26 protein-coding genes are annotated in these 20,152 nt (G+C 63.0%); 22 read left to right on the forward strand and 4 right to left on the reverse strand.

The genetic code is table 11. The features are described 5' to 3' along the window. The first annotated feature begins 70 nt into the window (after positions 1-70). The 3 genes from Q5Z11_RS13950 to Q5Z11_RS13960 all read left to right on the forward strand — a co-directional run bounded on the left by Q5Z11_RS13950 (position 71) and on the right by Q5Z11_RS13960 (position 2,800). On the forward strand, positions 71-1,030 hold the full coding sequence (locus tag Q5Z11_RS13950) for an acetyl-CoA carboxylase carboxyltransferase subunit alpha (RefSeq protein ID WP_303746960.1): 960 nt from the start codon (positions 71-73) through the stop codon (positions 1,028-1,030). A gap of 28 nt (positions 1,031-1,058) precedes the next feature. Next, positions 1,059-1,814 carry a tetratricopeptide repeat protein gene (locus tag Q5Z11_RS13955; RefSeq protein ID WP_303746961.1) on the forward strand — a complete coding sequence of 252 codons (756 nt, stop codon included), beginning with the start codon at positions 1,059-1,061 and terminating at the stop codon, positions 1,812-1,814. Positions 1,815-2,032: 218 nt separating this feature from the next. Beyond that, complete coding sequence (locus Q5Z11_RS13960; protein WP_303746962.1) at positions 2,033-2,800, forward strand: alpha/beta hydrolase; 768 nt, start codon at positions 2,033-2,035, stop codon at positions 2,798-2,800. A 137-nt stretch (positions 2,801-2,937) separates the two neighbouring features. Here the strand turns inward: Q5Z11_RS13960 and Q5Z11_RS13965 are convergent, their stop codons facing one another. Further along, the gene (locus Q5Z11_RS13965) at positions 2,938-3,393 is read right to left on the reverse strand and encodes a CopD family protein (protein ID WP_303746963.1); all 456 of its coding nucleotides are present in this window, start codon (positions 3,391-3,393) and stop codon (positions 2,938-2,940) included. Between the two features lie 63 nt (positions 3,394-3,456). On the opposite strand from Q5Z11_RS13965, the gene Q5Z11_RS13970 reads away from it, so the two are divergent. After that, the gene (locus Q5Z11_RS13970) at positions 3,457-4,053 is read left to right on the forward strand and encodes a class I SAM-dependent DNA methyltransferase (RefSeq protein ID WP_303746964.1); all 597 of its coding nucleotides are present in this window, start codon (positions 3,457-3,459) and stop codon (positions 4,051-4,053) included. Positions 4,054-4,134: 81 nt separating this feature from the next. Continuing rightward, positions 4,135-5,448: a polyhydroxyalkanoate depolymerase gene (locus Q5Z11_RS13975; RefSeq protein WP_303746965.1), complete on the forward strand. Its 1,314-nt coding sequence runs from the start codon at positions 4,135-4,137 to the stop codon at positions 5,446-5,448. Between the two features lie 254 nt (positions 5,449-5,702). Here Q5Z11_RS13975 and Q5Z11_RS13980 read toward each other — a convergent pair whose 3' ends face one another. Further along, the gene (locus Q5Z11_RS13980) at positions 5,703-6,701 is read right to left on the reverse strand and encodes a sensor domain-containing protein (RefSeq protein WP_303746966.1); all 999 of its coding nucleotides are present in this window, start codon (positions 6,699-6,701) and stop codon (positions 5,703-5,705) included. Beyond that, positions 6,701-7,063 (reverse strand): PadR family transcriptional regulator, encoded by a 363-nt coding sequence (locus tag Q5Z11_RS13985; RefSeq protein WP_303746967.1) that lies wholly within the window; start codon positions 7,061-7,063, stop codon positions 6,701-6,703. Before Q5Z11_RS13985 ends, Q5Z11_RS13980 begins: the two co-directional genes overlap by 1 nt. Before the next feature lie 155 nt (positions 7,064-7,218). Here Q5Z11_RS13985 and Q5Z11_RS13990 point away from each other — a divergent pair, with 155 nt between their 5' ends. The 5 genes from Q5Z11_RS13990 to Q5Z11_RS14010 all read left to right on the forward strand — a co-directional run bounded on the left by Q5Z11_RS13990 (position 7,219) and on the right by Q5Z11_RS14010 (position 10,766). After that, positions 7,219-8,121 carry a peptidylprolyl isomerase gene (locus tag Q5Z11_RS13990; RefSeq protein ID WP_303746968.1) on the forward strand — a complete coding sequence of 301 codons (903 nt, stop codon included), beginning with the start codon at positions 7,219-7,221 and terminating at the stop codon, positions 8,119-8,121. A 151-nt stretch (positions 8,122-8,272) separates the two neighbouring features. Next, positions 8,273-8,599: a metalloregulator ArsR/SmtB family transcription factor gene (locus tag Q5Z11_RS13995; protein WP_303746969.1), complete on the forward strand. Its 327-nt coding sequence runs from the start codon at positions 8,273-8,275 to the stop codon at positions 8,597-8,599. A gap of 17 nt (positions 8,600-8,616) precedes the next feature. Then, positions 8,617-10,005, forward strand: a complete 1,389-nt coding sequence (locus Q5Z11_RS14000) for a DUF2867 domain-containing protein (RefSeq protein WP_303746970.1) — start codon at positions 8,617-8,619, stop codon at positions 10,003-10,005. Positions 10,006-10,109: 104 nt separating this feature from the next. Beyond that, complete coding sequence (locus Q5Z11_RS14005) at positions 10,110-10,511, forward strand: OsmC family protein (protein ID WP_303746971.1); 402 nt, start codon at positions 10,110-10,112, stop codon at positions 10,509-10,511. Positions 10,512-10,517: 6 nt separating this feature from the next. Then, entirely contained in the window at positions 10,518-10,766 is a 249-nt protein-coding gene (locus tag Q5Z11_RS14010) for a hypothetical protein (RefSeq protein WP_303746972.1), read from the forward strand. A gap of 178 nt (positions 10,767-10,944) precedes the next feature. On the opposite strand, the gene Q5Z11_RS14015 is transcribed toward Q5Z11_RS14010, so the two are convergent. After that, the gene (locus Q5Z11_RS14015; protein ID WP_303746973.1) at positions 10,945-11,736 is read right to left on the reverse strand and encodes a DUF4349 domain-containing protein; all 792 of its coding nucleotides are present in this window, start codon (positions 11,734-11,736) and stop codon (positions 10,945-10,947) included. Between the two features lie 278 nt (positions 11,737-12,014). Here Q5Z11_RS14015 and Q5Z11_RS14020 point away from each other — a divergent pair, with 278 nt between their 5' ends. The 12 genes from Q5Z11_RS14020 (at position 12,015) to Q5Z11_RS14075 (ending at position 20,012) form a co-directional block, all read left to right on the forward strand. Continuing rightward, a complete protein-coding gene (locus Q5Z11_RS14020; RefSeq protein ID WP_303746974.1) occupies positions 12,015-13,817 on the forward strand; it encodes a DUF885 domain-containing protein in 1,803 nt (600 codons plus the stop codon). 266 nt (positions 13,818-14,083) lie between these two features. Beyond that, a complete protein-coding gene (locus Q5Z11_RS14025; RefSeq protein ID WP_303746975.1) occupies positions 14,084-14,515 on the forward strand; it encodes a PH domain-containing protein in 432 nt (143 codons plus the stop codon). 325 nt (positions 14,516-14,840) lie between these two features. After that, entirely contained in the window at positions 14,841-15,287 is a 447-nt protein-coding gene (locus Q5Z11_RS14030) for a hypothetical protein (RefSeq protein ID WP_303746976.1), read from the forward strand. A gap of 42 nt (positions 15,288-15,329) precedes the next feature. Next, the gene (locus Q5Z11_RS14035; RefSeq protein WP_303746977.1) at positions 15,330-15,908 is read left to right on the forward strand and encodes a hypothetical protein; all 579 of its coding nucleotides are present in this window, start codon (positions 15,330-15,332) and stop codon (positions 15,906-15,908) included. A gap of 163 nt (positions 15,909-16,071) precedes the next feature. Next, entirely contained in the window at positions 16,072-16,470 is a 399-nt protein-coding gene (locus Q5Z11_RS14040; RefSeq protein WP_303746978.1) for a hypothetical protein, read from the forward strand. 40 nt (positions 16,471-16,510) lie between these two features. After that, complete coding sequence (locus Q5Z11_RS14045; RefSeq protein ID WP_303746979.1) at positions 16,511-16,927, forward strand: GNAT family N-acetyltransferase; 417 nt, start codon at positions 16,511-16,513, stop codon at positions 16,925-16,927. Positions 16,928-17,025: 98 nt separating this feature from the next. Then, a complete protein-coding gene (locus Q5Z11_RS14050; protein ID WP_303746980.1) occupies positions 17,026-17,436 on the forward strand; it encodes a GNAT family N-acetyltransferase in 411 nt (136 codons plus the stop codon). 80 nt (positions 17,437-17,516) lie between these two features. Continuing rightward, a complete protein-coding gene (locus tag Q5Z11_RS14055) occupies positions 17,517-17,855 on the forward strand; it encodes a tRNA-binding protein (protein WP_303746981.1) in 339 nt (112 codons plus the stop codon). 124 nt (positions 17,856-17,979) lie between these two features. Further along, positions 17,980-18,561: a TMEM175 family protein gene (locus Q5Z11_RS14060; RefSeq protein WP_303746982.1), complete on the forward strand. Its 582-nt coding sequence runs from the start codon at positions 17,980-17,982 to the stop codon at positions 18,559-18,561. A 124-nt stretch (positions 18,562-18,685) separates the two neighbouring features. Further along, positions 18,686-19,141, forward strand: a complete 456-nt coding sequence (locus Q5Z11_RS14065) for an iron chaperone (protein ID WP_303746983.1) — start codon at positions 18,686-18,688, stop codon at positions 19,139-19,141. A gap of 51 nt (positions 19,142-19,192) precedes the next feature. Further along, entirely contained in the window at positions 19,193-19,693 is a 501-nt protein-coding gene (locus Q5Z11_RS14070) for a hypothetical protein (RefSeq protein ID WP_303746984.1), read from the forward strand. Positions 19,694-19,715: 22 nt separating this feature from the next. After that, positions 19,716-20,012 (forward strand): hypothetical protein, encoded by a 297-nt coding sequence (locus Q5Z11_RS14075; protein ID WP_303746985.1) that lies wholly within the window; start codon positions 19,716-19,718, stop codon positions 20,010-20,012. Positions 20,013-20,152: the final 140 nt, after the last annotated feature.

The following is a 20,152-nucleotide window of genomic DNA, read 5'->3' on the forward strand; positions in this document are numbered from 1 at the left end:
GGACGGACGCGTACGGGTTGATACGGCGCGTTCGGCTACACTTCCCCCCTTTCATTGCTGACGGTTTCCGATGAATCCGAACTACCTCGATTTCGAGCAACCCATCGCCGATCTGGAATCCAAGATCAAGGACCTGCGCAATGCCAGCGCTGGCCCGGCGGTCAATGTCGATGCTGAGGTCAAGGCGCTTGAAGACAAGCTGCGCCTGCGTACTGCCCAGATCTTCCGCAACCTGTCCCCGTGGCAGGTGCTGCAGGTGGCCCGCCACCCGTCGCGCCCCTACCCCTTGGACTACATCCGCATCTTCTGCGACGAGTTCCAGGAACTGGCCGGCGACCGCGCCTTTGCAGACGACAAGGCCATTGTTGGTGGCCTGGCCCGTATCGGCGGCCGCTCGGTGATGCTGATCGGCCACCAGAAAGGCCGCGACACCAAGGAAAAGATCAAGCGCAACTTCGGTATGCCCAAGCCCGAGGGTTACCGCAAGGCGCTGCGCCTGATGAAGATGGCCGAGCGCTTCGGCCTGCCAGTGCTGACCCTGATCGACACCGCTGGCGCCTGGCCGGGCATCGACGCTGAAGAGCGTGGCCAGTCCGAAGCCATCGCCCGCAACCTGATGGAGATGGCCGAGCTGAAGGTGCCGGTGATCTGCACCGTGATCGGTGAAGGCGGCTCCGGCGGCGCACTGGCGCTGGGCGTGGGCGACCGCACCCTGATGCTTGAGTACAGCGTCTATTCGACCATCACCCCGGAAGGCTGCGCCTCGATCCTGTGGAAGGACGCCGGCAAGGCCAAGGACGCCGCCGAGCAGCTGGGCATGACCGCCCCGCGCCTGAAGAGCCTGGGCCTGATCGACAAGATGGTCCGCGAGCCGATCGGCGGCGCACACCGCAACCCGACCCAGATGGGCAAGCGCCTGAAGGCCGTGCTGCTCAATGAGCTGGACGCGCTGGATAAGCTGCCGGTCGAAGAACTGCTGGAACGCCGCTACAAGCGCCTGCGCAGCTACGGCGTCTACGAGGCCGCGTAATCAAACCAGTACAGCCGAGGACACACGGATGAGTCCGATCATTCTGCTTTCGTTGATCCTGCAGGTCGCCTGCTGCGTGCACGTCGTGCGCACCGGGCGACCGCTGTACTGGATCTTCATCCTGCTGTTCTTCTCGTACCTGGCGGTGCTGATCTACGTGATCGCCGAAGTACTGCCCGGGCTGCGCAACAACCCGACCGCACGTCGTGGTCTGCGCCAGGTCCGTGACCAGCTCGACCCGCAGCGCGGCAAGCGTGAGGCCGACCAGCGTCTGCGTGCTTCCGACACCGCCGACAATCGCAGGCGCCTGGCCCAGGAGCACCTGGACCGCGGCGAGTACGCCGAAGCAGCCACGCTGTACGAAGGTGCGCTGCGCGGGCTGCACCGCGAAGACCCGGACCTCATGCTGGGCCTGGCCAAGGCCCAGTACGGCCTGCAGCAGCCGGCACAGGCGCGCAAGACGCTGGAAGCGTTGATCGCGGCCAACCCCAACTTCCGCTCGCATGAAGGTCATCTGCTCTATGCGCGCACGGTGGAAGACAGCGCTGACATCCCCGCAGCCCTGCACGAGTATGAAGCCATGATCGGCGGCTACCCGGGCGAGGAAGCGCGGCTGCGCTATGCCTTGCTGCTCAAGCGGGCGGGCCGCGACGACGACGCGGCCAAGCAGCTGCAGAACATCATCGACCGCGCCGAGACCTCGCCGCGCTACTACCAGCAGGCGCAGCGCGCCTGGATCGATGCCGCCCGCAAGGAACTGCGGCAGCTGACGCCGGCGGGCTGAGCGCAGGAACATGGTTTTTGTAGGAGCGGCGTGAGCCGCGAAACTGACCCTGCTGAAGCCCTTGGCATGTGCGCCAGCTGGTGATGTACTTGCTTCGCGGCTCACGCCGCTCCTACAAGCACGGTAGCCGCCTGCTTGCTGGCACCGGGTTGTGACACGCGCTGCGCGTGTGGACTGCGTCACCTGCCTTCTCCCCATCCCTGGCGAGGCCAAGCAGCATGATCACCAGCCTGAAAGTCCTGTTGATCGCCATCAGCCTGCTCGCCAGCATGTACCTGATCGCCTGCGCCCTGCTCGCCTTCAATGCACGCAGCATGCTCTACCACCCGGCGCCGCGCAGCGCCGATGTGCCGCACTGGACGCTGCCGCGCGGCGATGCCGACATCATCGTCTCCAGCAACCGGCAGCACAGCACGCAGCTCGTACTGTATTTCGGCGGCAATGCCGAAGATGTCTCGCAGGCGCTGCCGATGCTGCAGCAGGGCTTCCCCGATGCCGCGATCCACGCGATGCACTACCGCGGCTATGGCGGCAGCAGCGGCTCACCAACCGAAGCCGCGCTTATCAGCGATGCATTGGCGCTATATGACGGCACCAGCTCCAGCCAACCCCACGACATCATCGTGATTGGCCGCAGCCTCGGCTCGGGCGTCGCCGTGCAACTCGCCGCTGCACGACCAGTTCAGCGGCTGGTCCTGATCACCCCTTACGACAGCATTGGCGGCCTGGCTGCACGCATGTTCCCCGCCTTCCCGGTACGCCTGCTGCTACGCGATCACTACGACTCATGGCGTCACGCCGCCCGGATCACCGCACCCACCACGCTGATCATCGCCGGCAGGGATGAGGTGATTCCGAATGCGAGTTCGTTGCGGTTGTTGCGCGAGTTCCAGCCCGGTGTGGCGCAGGCAGTGACCATGGCTGATGCCGATCACAACAATGTGTTTGGCTATCCGCAGTTTGCGGAGGCTTTGCGGGGGCAGTAAGGGTCACAAGCTCAACCCCTCCCCAGCCCTCCCCTTGGCTGCGCCAAAGGGAGGGGCAGAGCTTGAGCCCTCCCTTTGGCGCAGCCAAGGGGAGGGTTGGGAGGGGTGCCTTTGCTCTTCGCAGTTCCCGAGAAACCTCAGAACGGCTTCGCCAGCACCAGATAAACAATCGCAATGAACAGCACCAACGGCAGCTCATTGAACCAGCGCAGCGTGCCCGAGGACGGCAATGCCTTGCCCTTGATCGTGCCCTTCAACCAACGGCCGGTGAAGGTGAAGTACACCATCAGCAGGATCACCAGACCCAGCTTGGCATGCAGCCAGCCAGCGGCACCCGGCGCCACCATGGTCGGGAACTCCGGCAGCACCTTGTAACCCAGCCACAGCACCAGCCCCAGGATGAAGGCAAACCCGAACATCACATGGCCGAACCGGTACAGGCGCTTGCCCATCAACTGCAGTCGTTCCACCACCGCCGGCTGCCCCGCCGCCTCGGCTAGGTTGACCAGGATCCGCGGCAGGTAGAACACCGACGCCATCCACGCCACCACGAAAACAAGGTGGAAGGTCTTTACCCAAAAGTACGACTGCATGCGCTGGCTCCATCGGCGGCGTAGGATGAGCGCCATTTTCGCCCATCCGCACAAGACACGCACATGCAGGACAAGCAGTACGACGCCGACTACTTCCAACGCTGGTACCGCCGTGACGATATCGGCGGCGCAGCGCGCCTGGCCCGCAAGGTGCAATTGGCTGTCGCCGCAGCCGAGTACTACCTCGAACGCCCGATCCGCAGCGTGCTCGACATCGGTGCCGGCGAAGGCGCCTGGCGCGCGCCGCTGCTCAAGCTGCGGCCCAAACTGCAGTACATGGGCTTCGACAGCAGTGAGTACGCGGTGCGCCGCTATGGCCGCACCCGCAACCTGCACTTGGCCGGCTTCGGCGACTTCCAATGGCTGCGCCCGTGCGCGCCGGTCGACCTGCTGGTCTGCTCGGATGTGATCCATTACGTGCCCAGCCGTGAGCTGCGCAAGGGCCTGCCGGGCTTGGCCGAACTGTGTGGCGGGGTCGCCTTCCTGGAGCTGTTCACCGCCGAGGACGAGTTCCATGGCGACCATGACGGCTTCCAGCAGCGCCCTGCCCGCTGGTACAAGCGCCAGCTGCGCGAGGTCGGTTTCCGCGGGGTCGGCTCGCATTGCTGGCTGGGGCCCGCATTCAGCGAAGACATCGCCGCGCTGGAAAGGGCCGACTAAAGGCCGATACCGGCTTAACTCGCGCTCTGCGATAGTGCGCTATGCTGCACAGCATCATATGACTGTACATATTGGGACGTCATGCTTTATCAACTGCATGAATTGACCCGCAATCTGCTTGCGCCCTGGGTTCACCAGGCGCAGGCGAATGCGGCGTTCTTCAATAATTCGGGCCACTGGTGGTCGTCGATGCCGGGCGCTGATCGCTTCGCGGCGATGAACGAGCTGTTCCACCGCCTCGGCAAGGATTATGAGAAGCCCGAATGGGGCATCCACGAGCTGGAGCTTGATGGCGAGATCGTGCCGATCGCCCAGCTCACCGAGGTTGAGAAGCCGTTCTGCAAGCTGCTGCGCTTCAAGCGCCACAGCAATGAAACCTCCAAGGTCGAAGCGCTGCTGGCGCAGCCCATCGTGCTGGTGGTTGCACCGCTGTCCGGTCACCACGCCACCCTGCTGCGCGATACCGTGCGCACCCTGCTGCGCGACCACCGCGTCTACGTGACCGACTGGGTCGACGCGCGCATGGTGCCGGTGGAACAGGGTGAGTTCGGCCTGGACGACTACATCGAATACGTGCAGGAGTTCATCCGCCACCTCGGCGCCGAGAATGTGCACGTGGTCAGCGTCTGCCAGCCGACCGTGCCGGTTCTGGCGGCGGTGTCACTGATGGCCAGCCGTGGCGAAGCCACGCCGCGCTCGCTGGTGATGATGGGCGGCCCGATCGATGCGCGTTGCAGCCCGACCGCGGTCAACAACCTGGCCACCCGCAATCCGATGTCGTGGTTCGAGAACAACGTCATCCACACCATTCCGGCGCCGTATCCGGGCCAGGGCCGTCGCGTCTATCCGGGCTTTTTGCAGCACGCCGGTTTCATGTCGATGAACCCCAGCCGCCACCTGATGTCGCACTGGGATTTCTACACCGACCTGGTCAAGGGCGACATGGACGATGCCAATGCGCATCGCCGCTTCTACGACGAGTACAACGCCGTGCTGGACATGCCGGCGCAGTTCTACCTGGACACCATCCGCGTGGTGTTCCAGGAGTTCCTGCTGCCGCGTGGCGAATGGTATGTGCGCGGTGAACACGTCGATCCGTCGGCGATCCGCGACACCGCCCTGCTGAGCATCGAGGGCGAGCTCGACGATATCGCCGGCCTCGGCCAGACCGAAGCCGCGCAGGCGCTGTGCACCGGCATCCCGGCCTCGCGCCGCGATCACTTCATCGTCGAAGGTGCCGGCCACTACGGCATCTTCAGCGGCCGCCGCTGGCGCGAAGTGGTGTACCCGAAGATGCGCGATTTCTTCAGCGCCCAGTCCGCGCAGCCAGCAGCAAAGAAAGCGAAGAAAGCCAGCAGCAACGTCACCCCGCTACGCCGCCGCGCCCAGCGCTGACCAACGGTAGTGCCGAGCCATGCTCGGCAAGCGACCTTGCCACTGTAGTGCCGAGCCATGCTCGGCAGAAGCCTTCCCAGCATCACATCAGCCTAGGCACACAGTGGGAGCGGCGTAAGCCGCGAAGGCCACCGCTGCATCAGCAAGCGAAGAGCCCACCCCTCCCCATCCCTCCCCTTGGCTACGCCAAAGGGAGGGAGCGAAAAACAACGAGGGCGCCATCGGCGCCCTCGTCTAGATCCAAACCAACGTGCTTACAAGCGCACCAGCAGATGCTTGGCCATCGCGCCATGCAGCTTGCCTACGCCGCGTGCCAGATGCAGCGTGCCGAACAGCAGCAGCACACCTACACCCACCGATACCGGCCACAACCAGAACGCATTGCCAACGTTGACGCCGTCGATCCAGATCCCGATTGGCTCGTTGGTGAACAGTGCAGCCACCGGTGCGAATACCAAGGCCAACGACGTCGACAGCAAGGTCGTCGCCACGGTGAAGTACAGGATGCCCAGCGGCAGCATCAGTACGAAGTACAGCATCGTCAGCCAGGTGCGGCCGTCCGAGAACATCGCACCGATGCGCTGCAGCCAACCCTGGCTGCGATCGGTATAGGTCGGACGACGCGGCATGCGCACACCCAACATGGTTTCGATGATGCGGCCTTCAACCAGCGACAACACCCGCACCGAGCCCAGGAAAAGCAGCAGGATCGGGAGGCCGATGATCAGGATCAGCAGCGATACCGACAGCGACAAACCGGTGACCACCCAGGTGAAGAAGAAGGTACCGGTGGCCAACGACAGCAGCATGTAGAACAGCGCGCCATAGGTATGTGGATCCAGCGCAACACCGAAGAAGCGTGCCAGCAGGGAACGCTGTACCGGCGCAGCAACCGATGCCGCAGCGCCTGGCTCGACGGAAGAAGCCGTGGCGCCCGCTGCCGCCATCGCCATTACAGGTACTGGACGCGTTGCAGGCCGTGGCGTGCGCATCGCGCGGTTCACCGTGACCTCGGTTTCGCGATAGATCTCCGCAACTTCCTCCGGCGCACCGTAGCTGCCGGCAACGCCTGCAATCACCTCGGCCTCGCTCTTGCCCGGCTGTTCGGCCAGCTCCGAGCGCAGGTATTCCTCGGCGTCGTACAGCGCGTCCTGGATCATCGCCAGGTCAGCGCCGCTCAATGCGGCACGCAGCTGGTCCAGGTATTCGGGAATCGTCGTCGGCAGCGGCCGCGCGTTGAATTCGATAGTCATCAGTTGACTCCTTCCAGTACCGACTCGACCGAGTCGCGGGTGGCATTCCAGGCAGCGATCCATTGCCGCAGGGCGGCGCGACCGTCGTCGTTGATGCGGTAGTAGCGCCGCGGCGGTCCAGCCACCGACGGCTCCACATGGCTTTCCAGCAGGCCAGCGCCTTCCAGGTTGCGCAGCACCGGGTACAAGGCGCTCTGCTTGCCGCTCAGCACGCCATCACCAACCCGCTCCAGCTCCTTGGCAATCAGATAGCCGTACAGCGGCTCCGGCGCCTTGGCCAGCACCGCCAGCAAGGCCAGTGACACCGTGCCTGTGCTCAATTCCTTCTGGAACTTACGCAGATACGCATCCAATTCAGTCATGGCCCTTACTCCTGCCAGCTAACGTGAAGTAGATACTAGTACTTAGTTCGCTATAGTGAATATGCCGGTAGTCACCCCCAACCTCGGTCACAAGGCTGGCCGACAGCAAGTGCAATCGCGCAGAATCGGCGACACACCCAACTGGAATGCGCACGATGACGCTACGTCCCTGCCTGCTCGCCCTGGCCCTGTCGCTGTCCCCGCTGCCGCTGCTGGCGGCCGACGCCCCCGCCAAGTACCGCAGCGCGCAGGAGATCATCGATGCCGCACCGGCCAGCGACTGGCATACCCCGGCAGCAGAGAACACGCTGTACATGGATGTGGAAGGCGGCCGCGTCATCATCGAGCTGGCCCCGCAGTTCGCACCCGAGCACGCCGGCAACATCCGCACGATGGCCAAGGAACACTTCTGGGATGGGCTGAGCATCTACCGCTCGCAGGACAACTTCGTGGTGCAGTTCGGCGACGCCGATGCCGACGATGCGGCCAAAGCCAAGTCGATGGGCAGCGCCAAGAGCCACCTGCCAGCGGAGTTCCAGCGTCCTGTCGAAGGACTTGCCTTCACCGCCCTGCCCGACCGTGATGGCTGGGCCACCAGGACCGGCTTCGTAGGCGACTTCGCGGTGGGCAGCGATGGCAAGAACGCCTGGTTGGCGCATTGCTATGGCGCGCTCGGCGCCGGCCGCAACAATGACGAAGACAGCAGCGTTGGTGCAGAACTTTACGTGGTCACCGGCCAATCGCCGCGCCAGCTGGACCGCAACATCACCCTGGTTGGCCGCGTGCTCAAGGGCATGGAGCTGCTCAGCACGATCAAGCGCGGCCCGGACCCGATGGGCTTCTACGAAGACCCCGCGCAGCGCACGCAGATCAAGGCGATCACCTTGGCCAGCGAATTGCCGGAAGCACAGCGGGTAAACCTGCAGGTGCTGCGTACCGATTCAAAGACCTTCGCCGATGCGGTGGAAGCGCGTCGCAATCGCGTGGACGGTTTCTACAAGCGCGCCGCCGGCCACATCGACCTGTGCAACATCCCGTTGCCGGTAAGGATTCGATAAAAAAACGAATCATGTAGTGCCGAGCCATGCTCGGCAGAGGCCTTACCGGTAAAGCCCCTGCCGAGCATGGCTCGGCACTACAGGTTCACTGCTTGACATTCCCGGGCAATCAGGCGTTTAATTAATTAACGAATTAGTTAATTGATTACCCATGCCTGCCGATCAGATCTTCGAAGCCCTTGCCTCACGCCCGCGCCGGCAGATCCTGGCGTATCTGTCGGCGCAGGAGCTCACCGCTGGCGAGATCGGCCAGCGTTTCGAGATGAGCGCGCCGGCCATCTCGCGTCATCTCTCGGTGCTCACCGCAGCCGGGCTGGTCACCAGCGAGCGCCGTGGCCAGTTCGTTTTCTACCGGCTCACCCCCGACAACATGGTCAACACTTTGAGCCGCTTCGCCTTCGAGGTCTGCCCAACGGCCGGGCCGCTACAGCGCGAATCACGTCGCAATGCCAAGACCAAGGCAAAACCCGCCAGCTAACTACCACGAGGCATCGCATGGAACGCAGTCGCACTCCGAACGAAAGCAGCTTTCCGCATGTCTCGATCAATGCCAGTGATGGCAGCCGTGCCGCCGAAGTCACACTACTGACCCAGCTGGATGTGGGCGCCGGCGATGCAGTTGCAACAGCGGCAGGTGCACGCCAGGCCCAGCATGCGCATTTCAACGATGCGCTGGACGAGCCTTCGGCGCGGCTTTCAGCGCCCAACCTGGCGGCCGGCGACAACGCCGCGCTGTACACGTTCTCGGTGGGCAGTAATGGTCATCCATTCCACCGTCATGCTGCACCGCGTGTGTTCACCGCGATCAGCGGCAGCGGCGGCGCGCGCCTACGCTTCATCGCCGCAGGTTCGGCCTGCGACACGCCGCAGGATATCCAGCAGGCCCTGCGCCACGTCGAGATTCCCGCCGATTGTCTGTTCACGGTGCGCATGGCCGCCAACACCTGGCATCAGTTCGAGCCACTGCGCGACAACGGCAGGCATCCAGCGCTGTTCGCGGTCTCCTGCCATCCCGATGAAACCGCAGGCGCGCTGGATCCCGCACTGCAGGCGCAGGTCGCGCGCGGCGAGGCCGACCTCGCCAGCCTCACTGAGCTGATGCCGGCAGCACTGCAGCAGCACACACAACAAACCGAGGTGTGGACCAGCGTACTCAGTTTCGATCCCAAGCCTCGGCAAGCCTGGGCGTGTGCGCAACTGCGCCAGCATGCCGGGCAGTTGCGCCAACTGCTGGTGCAACTGCGACCGCGCAGCGGCACTACATCGCTCAGGCTGCCCAGCCTGCGGGTGCATGGCGGGCATCAACTGCCACCAGACTCACTATTGGCCGAGCAACTGCCGCGTTACCAGCACCAGGATCACGTGGAGGTGCAAATCGATCAACGCTGGCTTGCCAGCAGCCATCCAGAACAACTGCTGGCGGCCCTGCTCACCGCCTTCATCCAACAACCCGCCGACAGCGTCAGCAGCCTGATGCGGCTGCGGAACCTGGTCGCACGCCCATTGCGACTACGCACCTCGTCACTGGGCTGCCCTGTATCGTCGCTGTTGAGCGATGCGTCGAAACAACGCTTTGCCCAGCGCTTCCCGGTGCTGGCCACTTCCATCAGTGCCAACTCGGCGCAGGTGCTGCTTGGTGCCGATGATCGCCACCTGCAATTCCGGTCCAGCGTCGCGGTGCAGCGCGATGGCGAGCGGATCACCTTCAGCCTTTCCACCCGCGTGTATTGCCGCAATCCCTTCGGGCACCTGTACATGGCAGCGGTGGACCCGATGCATCGCCACTTCATCGCGCCAAAGATGTTGAAGACCGCCGTCAATTGCCTGCTGGAAGAGGCCGCGACAGCACTTCCTGCCGGCCACGCAGCCTTCGTGACGATGTGAGCGGCGGCATCGTTCAGCCGATGGGACGATGCAGGCAGTAAACGGTGACTACCCGAGCTGCATGTATCGCAGTAGCTTGACGACTCGTTCCGAAGGAGCCTGCCATGGCCCACGTCACCATTGAATCAACGGAAAGCAACTACGCCCATCGCATCAGCAACGGCGTCCACAGTCTTGTGGCCGATGAGCCGGCCCGCTTGGGCGGGCAGGACGCAGGCATGGCGCCGTTCGACCTGTATCTGGCATCGCTTGCCGCCTGCACCGCGATTACCTTGCGTATGTATGCAGAGAAAAAAGGCTGGGAGCTAGGTGAGTTCAACGCCGAGCTGACCTCCAGCCGCGATGAAGCCGGTAAGCTGCAGGTGCACCGCATTCTTTCCGCTACCGGCGCGTTGACAGGCGAACAATGGGAACGACTACTGGATGTAGCCACCCGTACACCGGTCACCAAAGTGATGGGCGAAGGTGCGACCATCACCAGCGAACACCGCGCCCTGAAGAGTTGAGACGCCATGTTTACGATTGTTGTGATCTGGGATGCAGACAACGCTGAGGTGACCCAGTGGGATGAGACCCCATGGGTTACCACCTTCAAGGATCGCGAAGTGTCTTTGCGGGCCGGCCCGCGCGAGCGGGTAGACGCCAACGGCGTCAGCAGCCAGGTGGCGGTCTATCTGCCCGATGAGTTCAACGAAGAAGAGTTCCAGGACCTGTTTGCCGTGCACGAAAAGCGGATTCCGGAGCTGCACCTGCATGGCTGATGCCCGCTCTTGTGGGAGCGGCGTTAGCCGCGAAGCTGGAAACGGTTCAGATCATCGGCTTCGCGGCTGACGCCGCTTCTACAAAAGCCACTGGGTACTTTACTTGCGCGTGCCGCGAAGCTGGTGTCGTTTCAGAGCATCAGCTTCGCGGCTTACGCCGCTCCCACAAATCTGCGGATTACTTCTTCTTGCGGCGGCGCCACCACAGGCGCAGCAGCCATGCCAGGAAGCCACCAACCAGAATCAACGGCAGCAGGCCTGCGGCGATACGGATCACATAAGCCACGCTGGTGGTGAAGATCTCGCCGAAATCGCCGAACGCCCGGCCAATCTCGCTGCGATTGCGCTGGCTGTTGGTCGACTCGATGTTGATGGTCACCAGTTGAGTATCGATGCGCCGGTGCTGCTGCGCCGAATCACGATTGGCCTGCTGCAGGCCAGCTTCGATCTCCGACAGGCGCTGCGAAATCGTCAGCAGGTCGGCCACCGCCAGATCCTTGCGCTGCTGATACTCGAGCAGACGCTCGTGTTCAGCCTTCAAGCGATCCTGCATCAATCGGGTATCGGCCACCTGCTGGGCCAGGTCCTCGGCCTCGGTGTTGCGGGTGGTCACCTCGCCTTTGTCGCTGGCCAGCGCGATCAGCGGCTCCACGCCCTTGGGGGCGACCCGCACCTTGATCGAGCCACGCGGCGTATCGCCGCCCTGCTGGGACACGTTGAGCACCGCGCAGTCGCCGAACCTGGCGCTCTGGCAAGCGTCGGATACCGCCTTCACCCGCGGCGCGATGTCCTTGCCCGGCAACTGCAGCTGCACCGTGTGCTCGTAGGCCAGGAACGCGCCTTCCGGGGATTGCACCGCATCGGCGGCAACGGCCGCGGTTTCGGCCGACATCTCATGCTTGGCACAGCCGGCCAGCGCCAGCAGCGCGCCCAGTGCCAAGGCCAAGGTACTTCCGTGCAATTGCTTCATGCTTCCATGTTCCCAAAAGGTTTCGTGGCGGCAGCATAGCGACTTGGCTGAATACGAAGGCTAAAAATTCGTGCAGAGCCGGGTAGCCCGGGTAAGCGAAGCGCACCCGGGGATTCGTTGGGCCGAATGAACCAGGAACCCGGGTGCGCTGCGCTTACCCGGGCTACACAGCCCTCCGCTGAACCACCCGTTTCGGCAAGCCGACACCAACCAAAGGCAGGTGCAGCGCACGCCCTGTCCGCCTATGCTCGGGGATTCCCTCAGCAACAGGATCACCGATGCGCAAGCACCTGCTCGCCGCCGCCCTGCTCGCCAGCCTCGCCGGCTGCCAGAGCGGTGACGCCCCGACCGCGCCGTCCACCTCCACCGAGCAGGCCGGGCAGGCCCAGGCCGATGCCCAGTTCGCCGAGCTGTCGAAGAAGGCACTGGATACCTGGATGCAGCTGTCCCCGGTCAGCGCCACCCAGATCGGTGATCACCGCTACGACAGCCAGCTCGATGACCTCAGCGCCGCCGGCCAGCAGAAGAGCCTGGAGGCCAGCAAGGCCCTGCTCGCCGAGCTGGACAAGCTCGACGTCAGCAAGCTCGGCCGCGAGAACCAGGTGGACGCCGCCATCCTGCGCAACCAGCTGCAGTCGGACATCTGGTCCAACGAAACCATGCAGTCGTGGAAGTGGGACCCGCAGGTCTATAACGGCCTGGCCGGCAGCGCCATCTACGGCCTGATGGCACGCGAGTTCGCGCCGCTGCCGGAGCGCCTGAAGTCGGCTACCGCACGCATCGAACTGATCCCGCAGATCTTCGCCGCCGCCCGCGCCAACCTGGACCCGGCACGCGTGCCAAAGATCCACGCCGAAACCGTCGCCAAGCAGAACCGCGGCATCCTCAGCCTGGTTGAAACCTTCATCGTGCCCAACATCGGCCAGCTCGAAGCCGCCGACCAGGAACGCCTGAAGGCCGCCATCGCCAAACTGACCACAGCAGTCGAAGAACAGCAGACCTGGCTGGACAAGACCCTGGTGCCTAATGCCAAGGGCGAGTTCCGCATCGGTGCGGAGAAGTACGACCAGAAGCTGAAGTTCTCGCTCAACTCCTCGCTGTCGCGCGCCGAGATCGGCGAGCGTGCCCGCGCCGAGCTGACCCGCGTGCGCAAGGACATGTACGGCATCGCCCAGGTGGTGCTGAAGGACAAGCCGGGCGCCCCGGAAATGCCGGCCAACCCGACCGACGACCAGCAGCAGAAGGCAATCGAAGCCGCACTGGAACTGGCCTATGCCGACAAGCCGGCCCGCGACAAGGTCGTGGACGATGCCAAGGCCGCGTTGGACCAATCCACCGAGTTCGTGCGCAAGCATGACCTGATGACCCTGCCCGACGCGCCGGTCGACATCATCCTGATGCCGGAATTCCAGCGTGGCGTGGCCGTGGCCTATTGCGACTCGCCGGGCCCGTTGGACAAGAACCTGAAGACCTTCTATGCGGTCTCGCCGATTCCGGATGACTGGAACGACAAGCAGGTCGACTCCTTCCTGCGCGAATACAACAGCCGCATGATCCACCTGCTGTCCATCCACGAAGGCACCCCGGGCCACTACCTGGAAGGCTGGCACTCGGGCAAGTTCCCGTCGACGCTGCGCGCGGTACTGCGTTCGGGCCTGTTTGCCGAAGGCTGGGCGGTGTACACCGAGCGCATGATGCAGGAACAGGGTTACCTGGATAACGACCCGCTGTTCCACCTGGTGCAGCTCAAGTTCTACCTGCGCACCATTGCCAATGCCATCCTCGACCAGGGTGTACACGTGGACAATTGGAGCCGTGAGCAGGCCATGCAGCTGATGACCCACGACGCCTTCCAGCAGGAAAGCGAAGCCTCCGGCAAGTGGGTGCGCGCACAGCTCACCTCGGCCCAGCTGCCGACCTACTTCGTCGGCGCACAGGAGCACTTCGATACCCGCAAGGCAGTGCAGGAAAAGCAGGGTGCCAACTTCAACCTGAAGGCCTACCACGACCAGATGCTGTCCTACGGCGCACCGCCGGTGCGTTTCGCACGCCAGCTGATGCTGGAACAGCCGATCGAGTAAATCCGGCTGGTTTGTCTACTGAAAAGCCCGGGCAGCGCCCGGGCTTTTTTTTGCATTTGCCCCTGCAGTGCCGAGCCATGCTCGGCTGAAGCATTACCGGTAAAGCCCCATGCCGAGCATGGCTCGGCACTACAGGTGCTCAACTTGCAGGAGCGGCGCCCGCACTTCGAACAGGCATGCATTCCGGCCTATTGCCGTGATCTGCGCGCCACCTACAATTCCGCCTGCGCTGCAAACAACCAACTATCACGGGGGAAGGCTTCAACATGGAAACAAATGCAATTCTGGCCTGGACGCTGGTATCGGAATGCCCGATTCCGCAGGATGTGAACGACATCCTCGTGAGCGGTGAAACCGCGGTGGCGGCCTACAAGACGTTCCGCGATTCAGCGGTATTCACCAACAAGCGGTTGATCGTGCGCGACGCGCAGGGCATCACCGGCAAGAAAGTGGAAATCTATTCGCTGCCCTACTCCTCGATCTACATGTGGTCTTCGGAGAACGGCCACGGCCTGTTCAACTTCAACTCCGAGATCGAACTCTGGACCAAGGCCGGCCATATCAAGGTCAACCTCAACAAGGGCCTGGATGTCCGCCGTCTGGACAAGCTGATCGCCCAGGCCGTGCTGGGCGGCTCAGAATCGCCAGCCATCGCCACCGGTCACACGGTACCTGGCAATCCACCGCCGCTGCCGTAACCGGGCGCTGCGCAGGCATTGCCCACCAGCTAAGCAATGCCTGCAATGCAGTTCACCCAGGCGGTGAGTCATCAGCAATCCGACGCAAGTCCACCGTCGTCGGATTTTTTGTAGGAGCGGTGTATGCCGCGAAGCATGTTGGCCAACAGATCACACCACTGTGCGCAGCTTCATTGATGTCAGCTTCGCGGCTCACGCCGCTCCCACAGACGAGTAGCGGCATCCTCCGTAACCGCAGTGGAAGTGGCCTCCTCCAAACCCACAGCATTGCCAAGCCTTCACCCACACGATAAAAGGTTATCTGGACAGGTATGCAGGAGGCATCATGGGCTGGCGCAGCATCTTATTGATCGTTTTGGGGCTGGCAGGCGGACTCAACTGGTGGATCAAACGGACTCCCACCGATCACAGCGACACCAGCGACACCAGCGCCAGCATCCCATTCGACAAGAACGCGTTCGTCCCCGTGGAGATGCCGGGCGGCACACCGCGCAATACCGTGCTGGTGCTGGCTCCACCGAACTGCCCTTCGGAGCGTGCGAAACGCGCCGATGCGCTGGTCTCGGCGCTGCAGGCAAAAGGCATACCGGTCACGCGGGGCGACTCGATTTCCTTTGAGATCAGCAACCCCAGCATCGAACAGCGGGAAGGCGTGGAACGCACGATGCAGGTTTTCCGGCAGGGCGCACCGGCGGTGTACGTCAATGGCATGGGCATGTCCAACCCCGACTTTGCCCAGGTTGCCGCCGTGTACGAGAAAACCAGGCATTGAGACACGGGTCGCCACCAACGCATTCAATTCTTTAACTGTCCCATGGCCATGCACCCCGATCACCTCGCTTACTTCAAGGACCTGCTGGAAGGACGCGCGGACATCTCCTGGAACGCCTGGTTCAAGCGCAACCAGCAAAGCCTGTCGGCACAGCTCATCCGCGCGGATTTTCTGCGGCTCAAGTTCAACAAGCTGGATGAAGCCGAGCGGCTGCTGCAACAAGCCGCGATTCCCTACGTGCTATCGCCATTGGCCCGGCGGGAGCGGCACCACGCGATGCTCCATGAAAGCGTGCTCGATGAGCACGGCCGTCCCTTGCTGTCCTTCCGCCGCAAGGCTTATGACGGCGCGCTCGGACAACTGATGGATGGCCATGTCGCGCAAGCCGAGGCTACCCTTGCCGCTTACTTGGGCAAACTCAGGCGGCAATCCCCCGGCCCGCGCGCAGAAGCTGTCGCCGATCTCTGCTTTGATGGCGAGATGGAGCTGGTCTATGGCACACAGGCGATCGGCATCACCATGCTGCAAACCGTGGCCGCGATTGCCGAAGGTGACGACCTGCTCGATCCCAGCATCCAACGCGCGCAGCACTTGCTGGCATCCAGGCCATTGCCACGGTAACGCACGGGCCAGAGCTGAAGGCAACCCTGCTGCGCAAGGCGCAACGGGTATGGAAAGGCGCCGCATCCATGCCGTCGTGGCATCATCGCCAACACCGGACATCGCCGGCCCGGCACTACGGCACAACTCCGGCCCAATTTCCCACCGATGTCGAAGCAATCGAATGACGGCTGACCAGAATCACCATCTCCAGCTCGCACACGCCGTGTTGGCATGGAACCGCAAACACCTGAACCACGCGTCGGTGCTGACCGAGGCAATCATCGGCGAGTGCTTCGCCGAACACTTCATCGTCGAGCCCAACGGACGCAGGTACGAAGCAGACCGCAGCAACTACCTGCAATTCCTCGTTGGCATGAAGGCTGACATGGCCGGCATCGACTACCAGGTCGACCATGCAATCGTCGACGGCGCTTCGGTGGTGTTCTCGATGCGCGCGCGGATCAGTCATGTGGATGGGCGCGATGAGCTGTTCCGCGCGATGCTGTTGATGCAATTCAACCACGCCGGCAAGGTCAACCTCTGGCACGAGGTCTATGTGCCGGTCGCCTTGCCTGCCTGACATCCACCTGCCCTGTACCCCCAGCTTTCCGGACGCGACGATGAGCGAATCCCACTACAGCATCAGCCACGACATTCCTTCAGTGGAGACCTACCGACACCTGCGTCAGGCCAGCGGGCTCAGCGCGAAGACGGTGGAAGCCGCCAGCCGCGGTCTGCCCAACTCGCTGTTCGCGGTACAGATACTGTGTGCCGGACAAACGGTGGCAATGGGCCGGGTGATCGGCGATGGCGGTACGTTCTACCAAGTGGTCGATATTGCGGTGCTACCGGAACATCAAGGCCGTGGCCTGGGCAAGAAAGTCATGAGCGAGATCCAGGGCTACATGGAACGTGAGGTACCCGCCTCGGCCTACGTCAGTCTGCTTGCGGATGGCGAAGCCTACCGTCTCTACCAGCAATACGGCTTCGCACTGACCGCACCAGCCAGCGTCGGCATGGCATTGAAGAAAGCCTGACCACCGCTGCGCCGACAAGCAGCAGCGAACCACGGGACACGACATTGGACATACGGCCACTCAGCCATCACGACATCGATGCCGCAAGCAGGCTTTGCATGGCCGCATTCATGGACTCGGTCGCCTCCACCCTCGGTGATGAAGGAATCGCTACCTTCCGCAAGGTCGCCGCCGCTGAAGCTTTCGCAGCCCGCATCGCCCCGGACAACCTGATGTGGCTGGCGGAGATTGCCGGACAAGCTGTGGGCCTGATCGAGCTGAAGCAGGGGCGGCATATCGCAATGCTGTTCGTCGCCCCTGAACTGCAGCGCCACGGCATTGGACGCCGCCTGGTCGCCGAAGCCATCAAGCACGCACAGACGGATGTGTTGACCGTCAGCGCCTCTCTTCCTTCGGTGCCCGCCTACCTCGGTTATGGATTTCATTGCAGCGGCAACGTGGGCGAGTCCATGGGAATCATCTACCAGCCGATGGAGATGCAGCTGGACCGCACCGGCGCAGGCCACTGATACGAACGATCACAACCTCCGTCAGGTACCGGTCCACCCCGCCTGCAATTCCAACTCCCTCCAGCCCCCAGGCAACCTCCATGCAGACCATCGATTGGAACGACTTCAGCAAGGTGGAGCTACGCGTCGGCCGCGTCATCGCCGCCGAACCGTTCGCCGCCGCCCGCAAACCCGCCTACATCCTGCAGGTCGATTTCGGCCCGGACTTCGGCACCCGCAAGTCCAGCGCACAGATCACCGCGCTTTACAGTCCCGAACAGCTGATCGGGCGACTGGTGGTGGCAGTGATCAACTTCCCGCCAAAACAGATTGGCCCGCTGATGTCCGAGTGCCTGGTGACCGGATTCCACGATGCCGAAGGACGGGTGAGCCTGTGCATGCCGGAACATGAAGTCCCGCTGGGCACACGCCTGCTGTAACGCCCCGCGCCGCCCCGGCGATTGCTGGGCTGGTTGGTCCGGCCGAACCGCACACACGGCCTCGACGGCACCTCGTGCTAGCGTTCGGCACGAAATTCTTCGCCAATGCGGATGGGAGCCAGCGATGGGCAAGGGCCGACTGGAAGCGTTCAGTGATGGCGTCATGGCCATCATCATCACCATCATGGTGCTGGAGATGCGTCCGCCGGAAGGTGCCACGCTGGACGCGCTGCGGCCGCTGCTGACCACCCTGCTCAGTTACCTGCTGAGCTTCGTCTACGTCGGCATCTACTGGAACAACCATCATCACCTGCTACAGGCCTGCCAGAAGGTCAACGGCAGCGTCCTGTGGGCCAATCTGCACCTGTTGTTCTGGCTCTCCCTGCTGCCGTTCGCCACGCATTGGATGGACGACTTCAACAAGCAGCCGCTACCGAGCGCGCTTTACGGCTGCATCCTGTTGGCGGCAGCCGTCGCGTACTGGATCCTGCAGCGCAGCATCGTCGCCGCCGACGGCGAGAACTCGCGCCTGCAACATGCCTTGGGCAAGGACTGGAAAGGCAAGCTGTCGCCGCTGCTCTACATCAGCGGCATTGCACTGAGCTTCGCCAACGCGCATATGGCACAACTGGTGTACGCAGCCGCAGCCTTGCTCTGGCTGATCCCGGACAAGCGCATCGAGCGCGAGCTCGGGCAGGCTGGCTAGGCCATCAAGCTTGGCCTGCCAGCAATATCCCGACACACTGCTGAGCGCCAACTCCGTCGCTTCACATCTGCGCAGCCGGCTTGAGGTAAAAAGCCCTGCCCTTCCACCCTTTTCAGGAACGTCAATGGCCGCGTCCAAATCCACCGGGTTTACCGCCGAAGAACAGGCCGCGATGAAGGAGCGTGCGAAGGAGCTCAAGGCCGAAGCCAAGGCCGGCAAACTGAAGGCCGACGGCGAAGCCGAACTGCTCGCCAAGGTTGCCGAGATGCCCGCCGCCGAGCAGCAGATGGCGCGACGCCTGCATGCCATCGTCTCCGCCACTGCACCGTCGCTCACGCCGAAGACCTGGTACGGCATGCCGGCCTATGCGCGCGATGGCAAGGTGGTGCTGTTCTTCCAGGGAGCCAGCAAGTTCGGCGCGCGCTATTCCACGCTGGGCTTCAACGATACGGCGATGCTTGATGACGGCCCGATGTGGGCGACTTCTTTCGCCCTTGCGGAACTCAACCCCGAGGTCGAAAAGAAGATCACTGCCTTGGTCAAGAAGGCCGTGCGCAAGCACGACAGCAGTCTGCAGTAGTTCAATCGATCATTTGCCGCTATGGTTGGCGGCCCTTCAATGATCGAATGCATGTCTGCTTGGACCTGGTTGTTTCCGCGTACGTCCGTGAGCTTTGCCAGCCCGCTCACACCGCAACAGGCCGCCGAGGCCCTGCGCGAGACGATTTCACGACGTAACTTCACCGCCAGCGGCACGATTGCCGGGTCGGTGGGCAGTGTGCGCGTGCATCTGTATCACCGCACGCTGATGCGCAATTCGTTCAAACCGCATTTCCGCGGCAGCCTGCATGCGACCACACAGGGCTGCGAGCTCCGCGGTTCCTTTGCGCTGCCCTGGCTGGTCAAAGCCTTCATGGTGTTCTGGCTCGGTTTCTGTGTACTTTGGAGCGTACTCACCGCCATCCAGGTTGGCAGGATGGATCTGATCTTCCTGTTGCCTGCAGCGATACCGGGCATTCTGATGCTGGGTTTCGGCATCGGTCTGGTACGGCTGGGCCAACATCTGGCCAACGATGACCCGGCCACGGTGTCAAGGATGATCCGGCAGGCATTACAGTCACCCTCTGTCTGACCCCAACCGCGAGTATCCCCGCTTGTCCAACCATGACGACACCGCACTGGAATTGCAGAAACTGCAGTTCGAAGTGATGCAGCAGTTGGAAGTCATTGCCGATGACATCAAGGCCGGGCGACTGGGCGCCGATGAAGGTGCGGCCAAGGCCAAGGCCGTCATTGCAGCCAGCGAACAGCAACGTATCGTCATGTTCAATGCCGCCATGACGACACGGCAACGGCAAGGTCGTCGTGGCTGGCTGTTCGCCTTGATGGTGGTGGTCGCAATCGCCGTAGTAGTGGCAGGCCTGCTGCTTGCGCGCATCAGCGCCGCATAAGCACAGGTAGTGCCGAGCCATGCTCGGCAAGGGCTTTCCCGGCAATCCAGCAAGGACCGCTTGTAGGAGCGGCGTAAGCCGCGAAGCCACCAATCCAACACACCGCGAAAAGCTTACCCCTCCCCAGCCCTCCCCTTCGC

This window comes from Stenotrophomonas sp. 610A2, assembly GCF_030549615.1.
Lineage (GTDB): Bacteria > Pseudomonadota > Gammaproteobacteria > Xanthomonadales > Xanthomonadaceae > Stenotrophomonas > Stenotrophomonas pigmentata.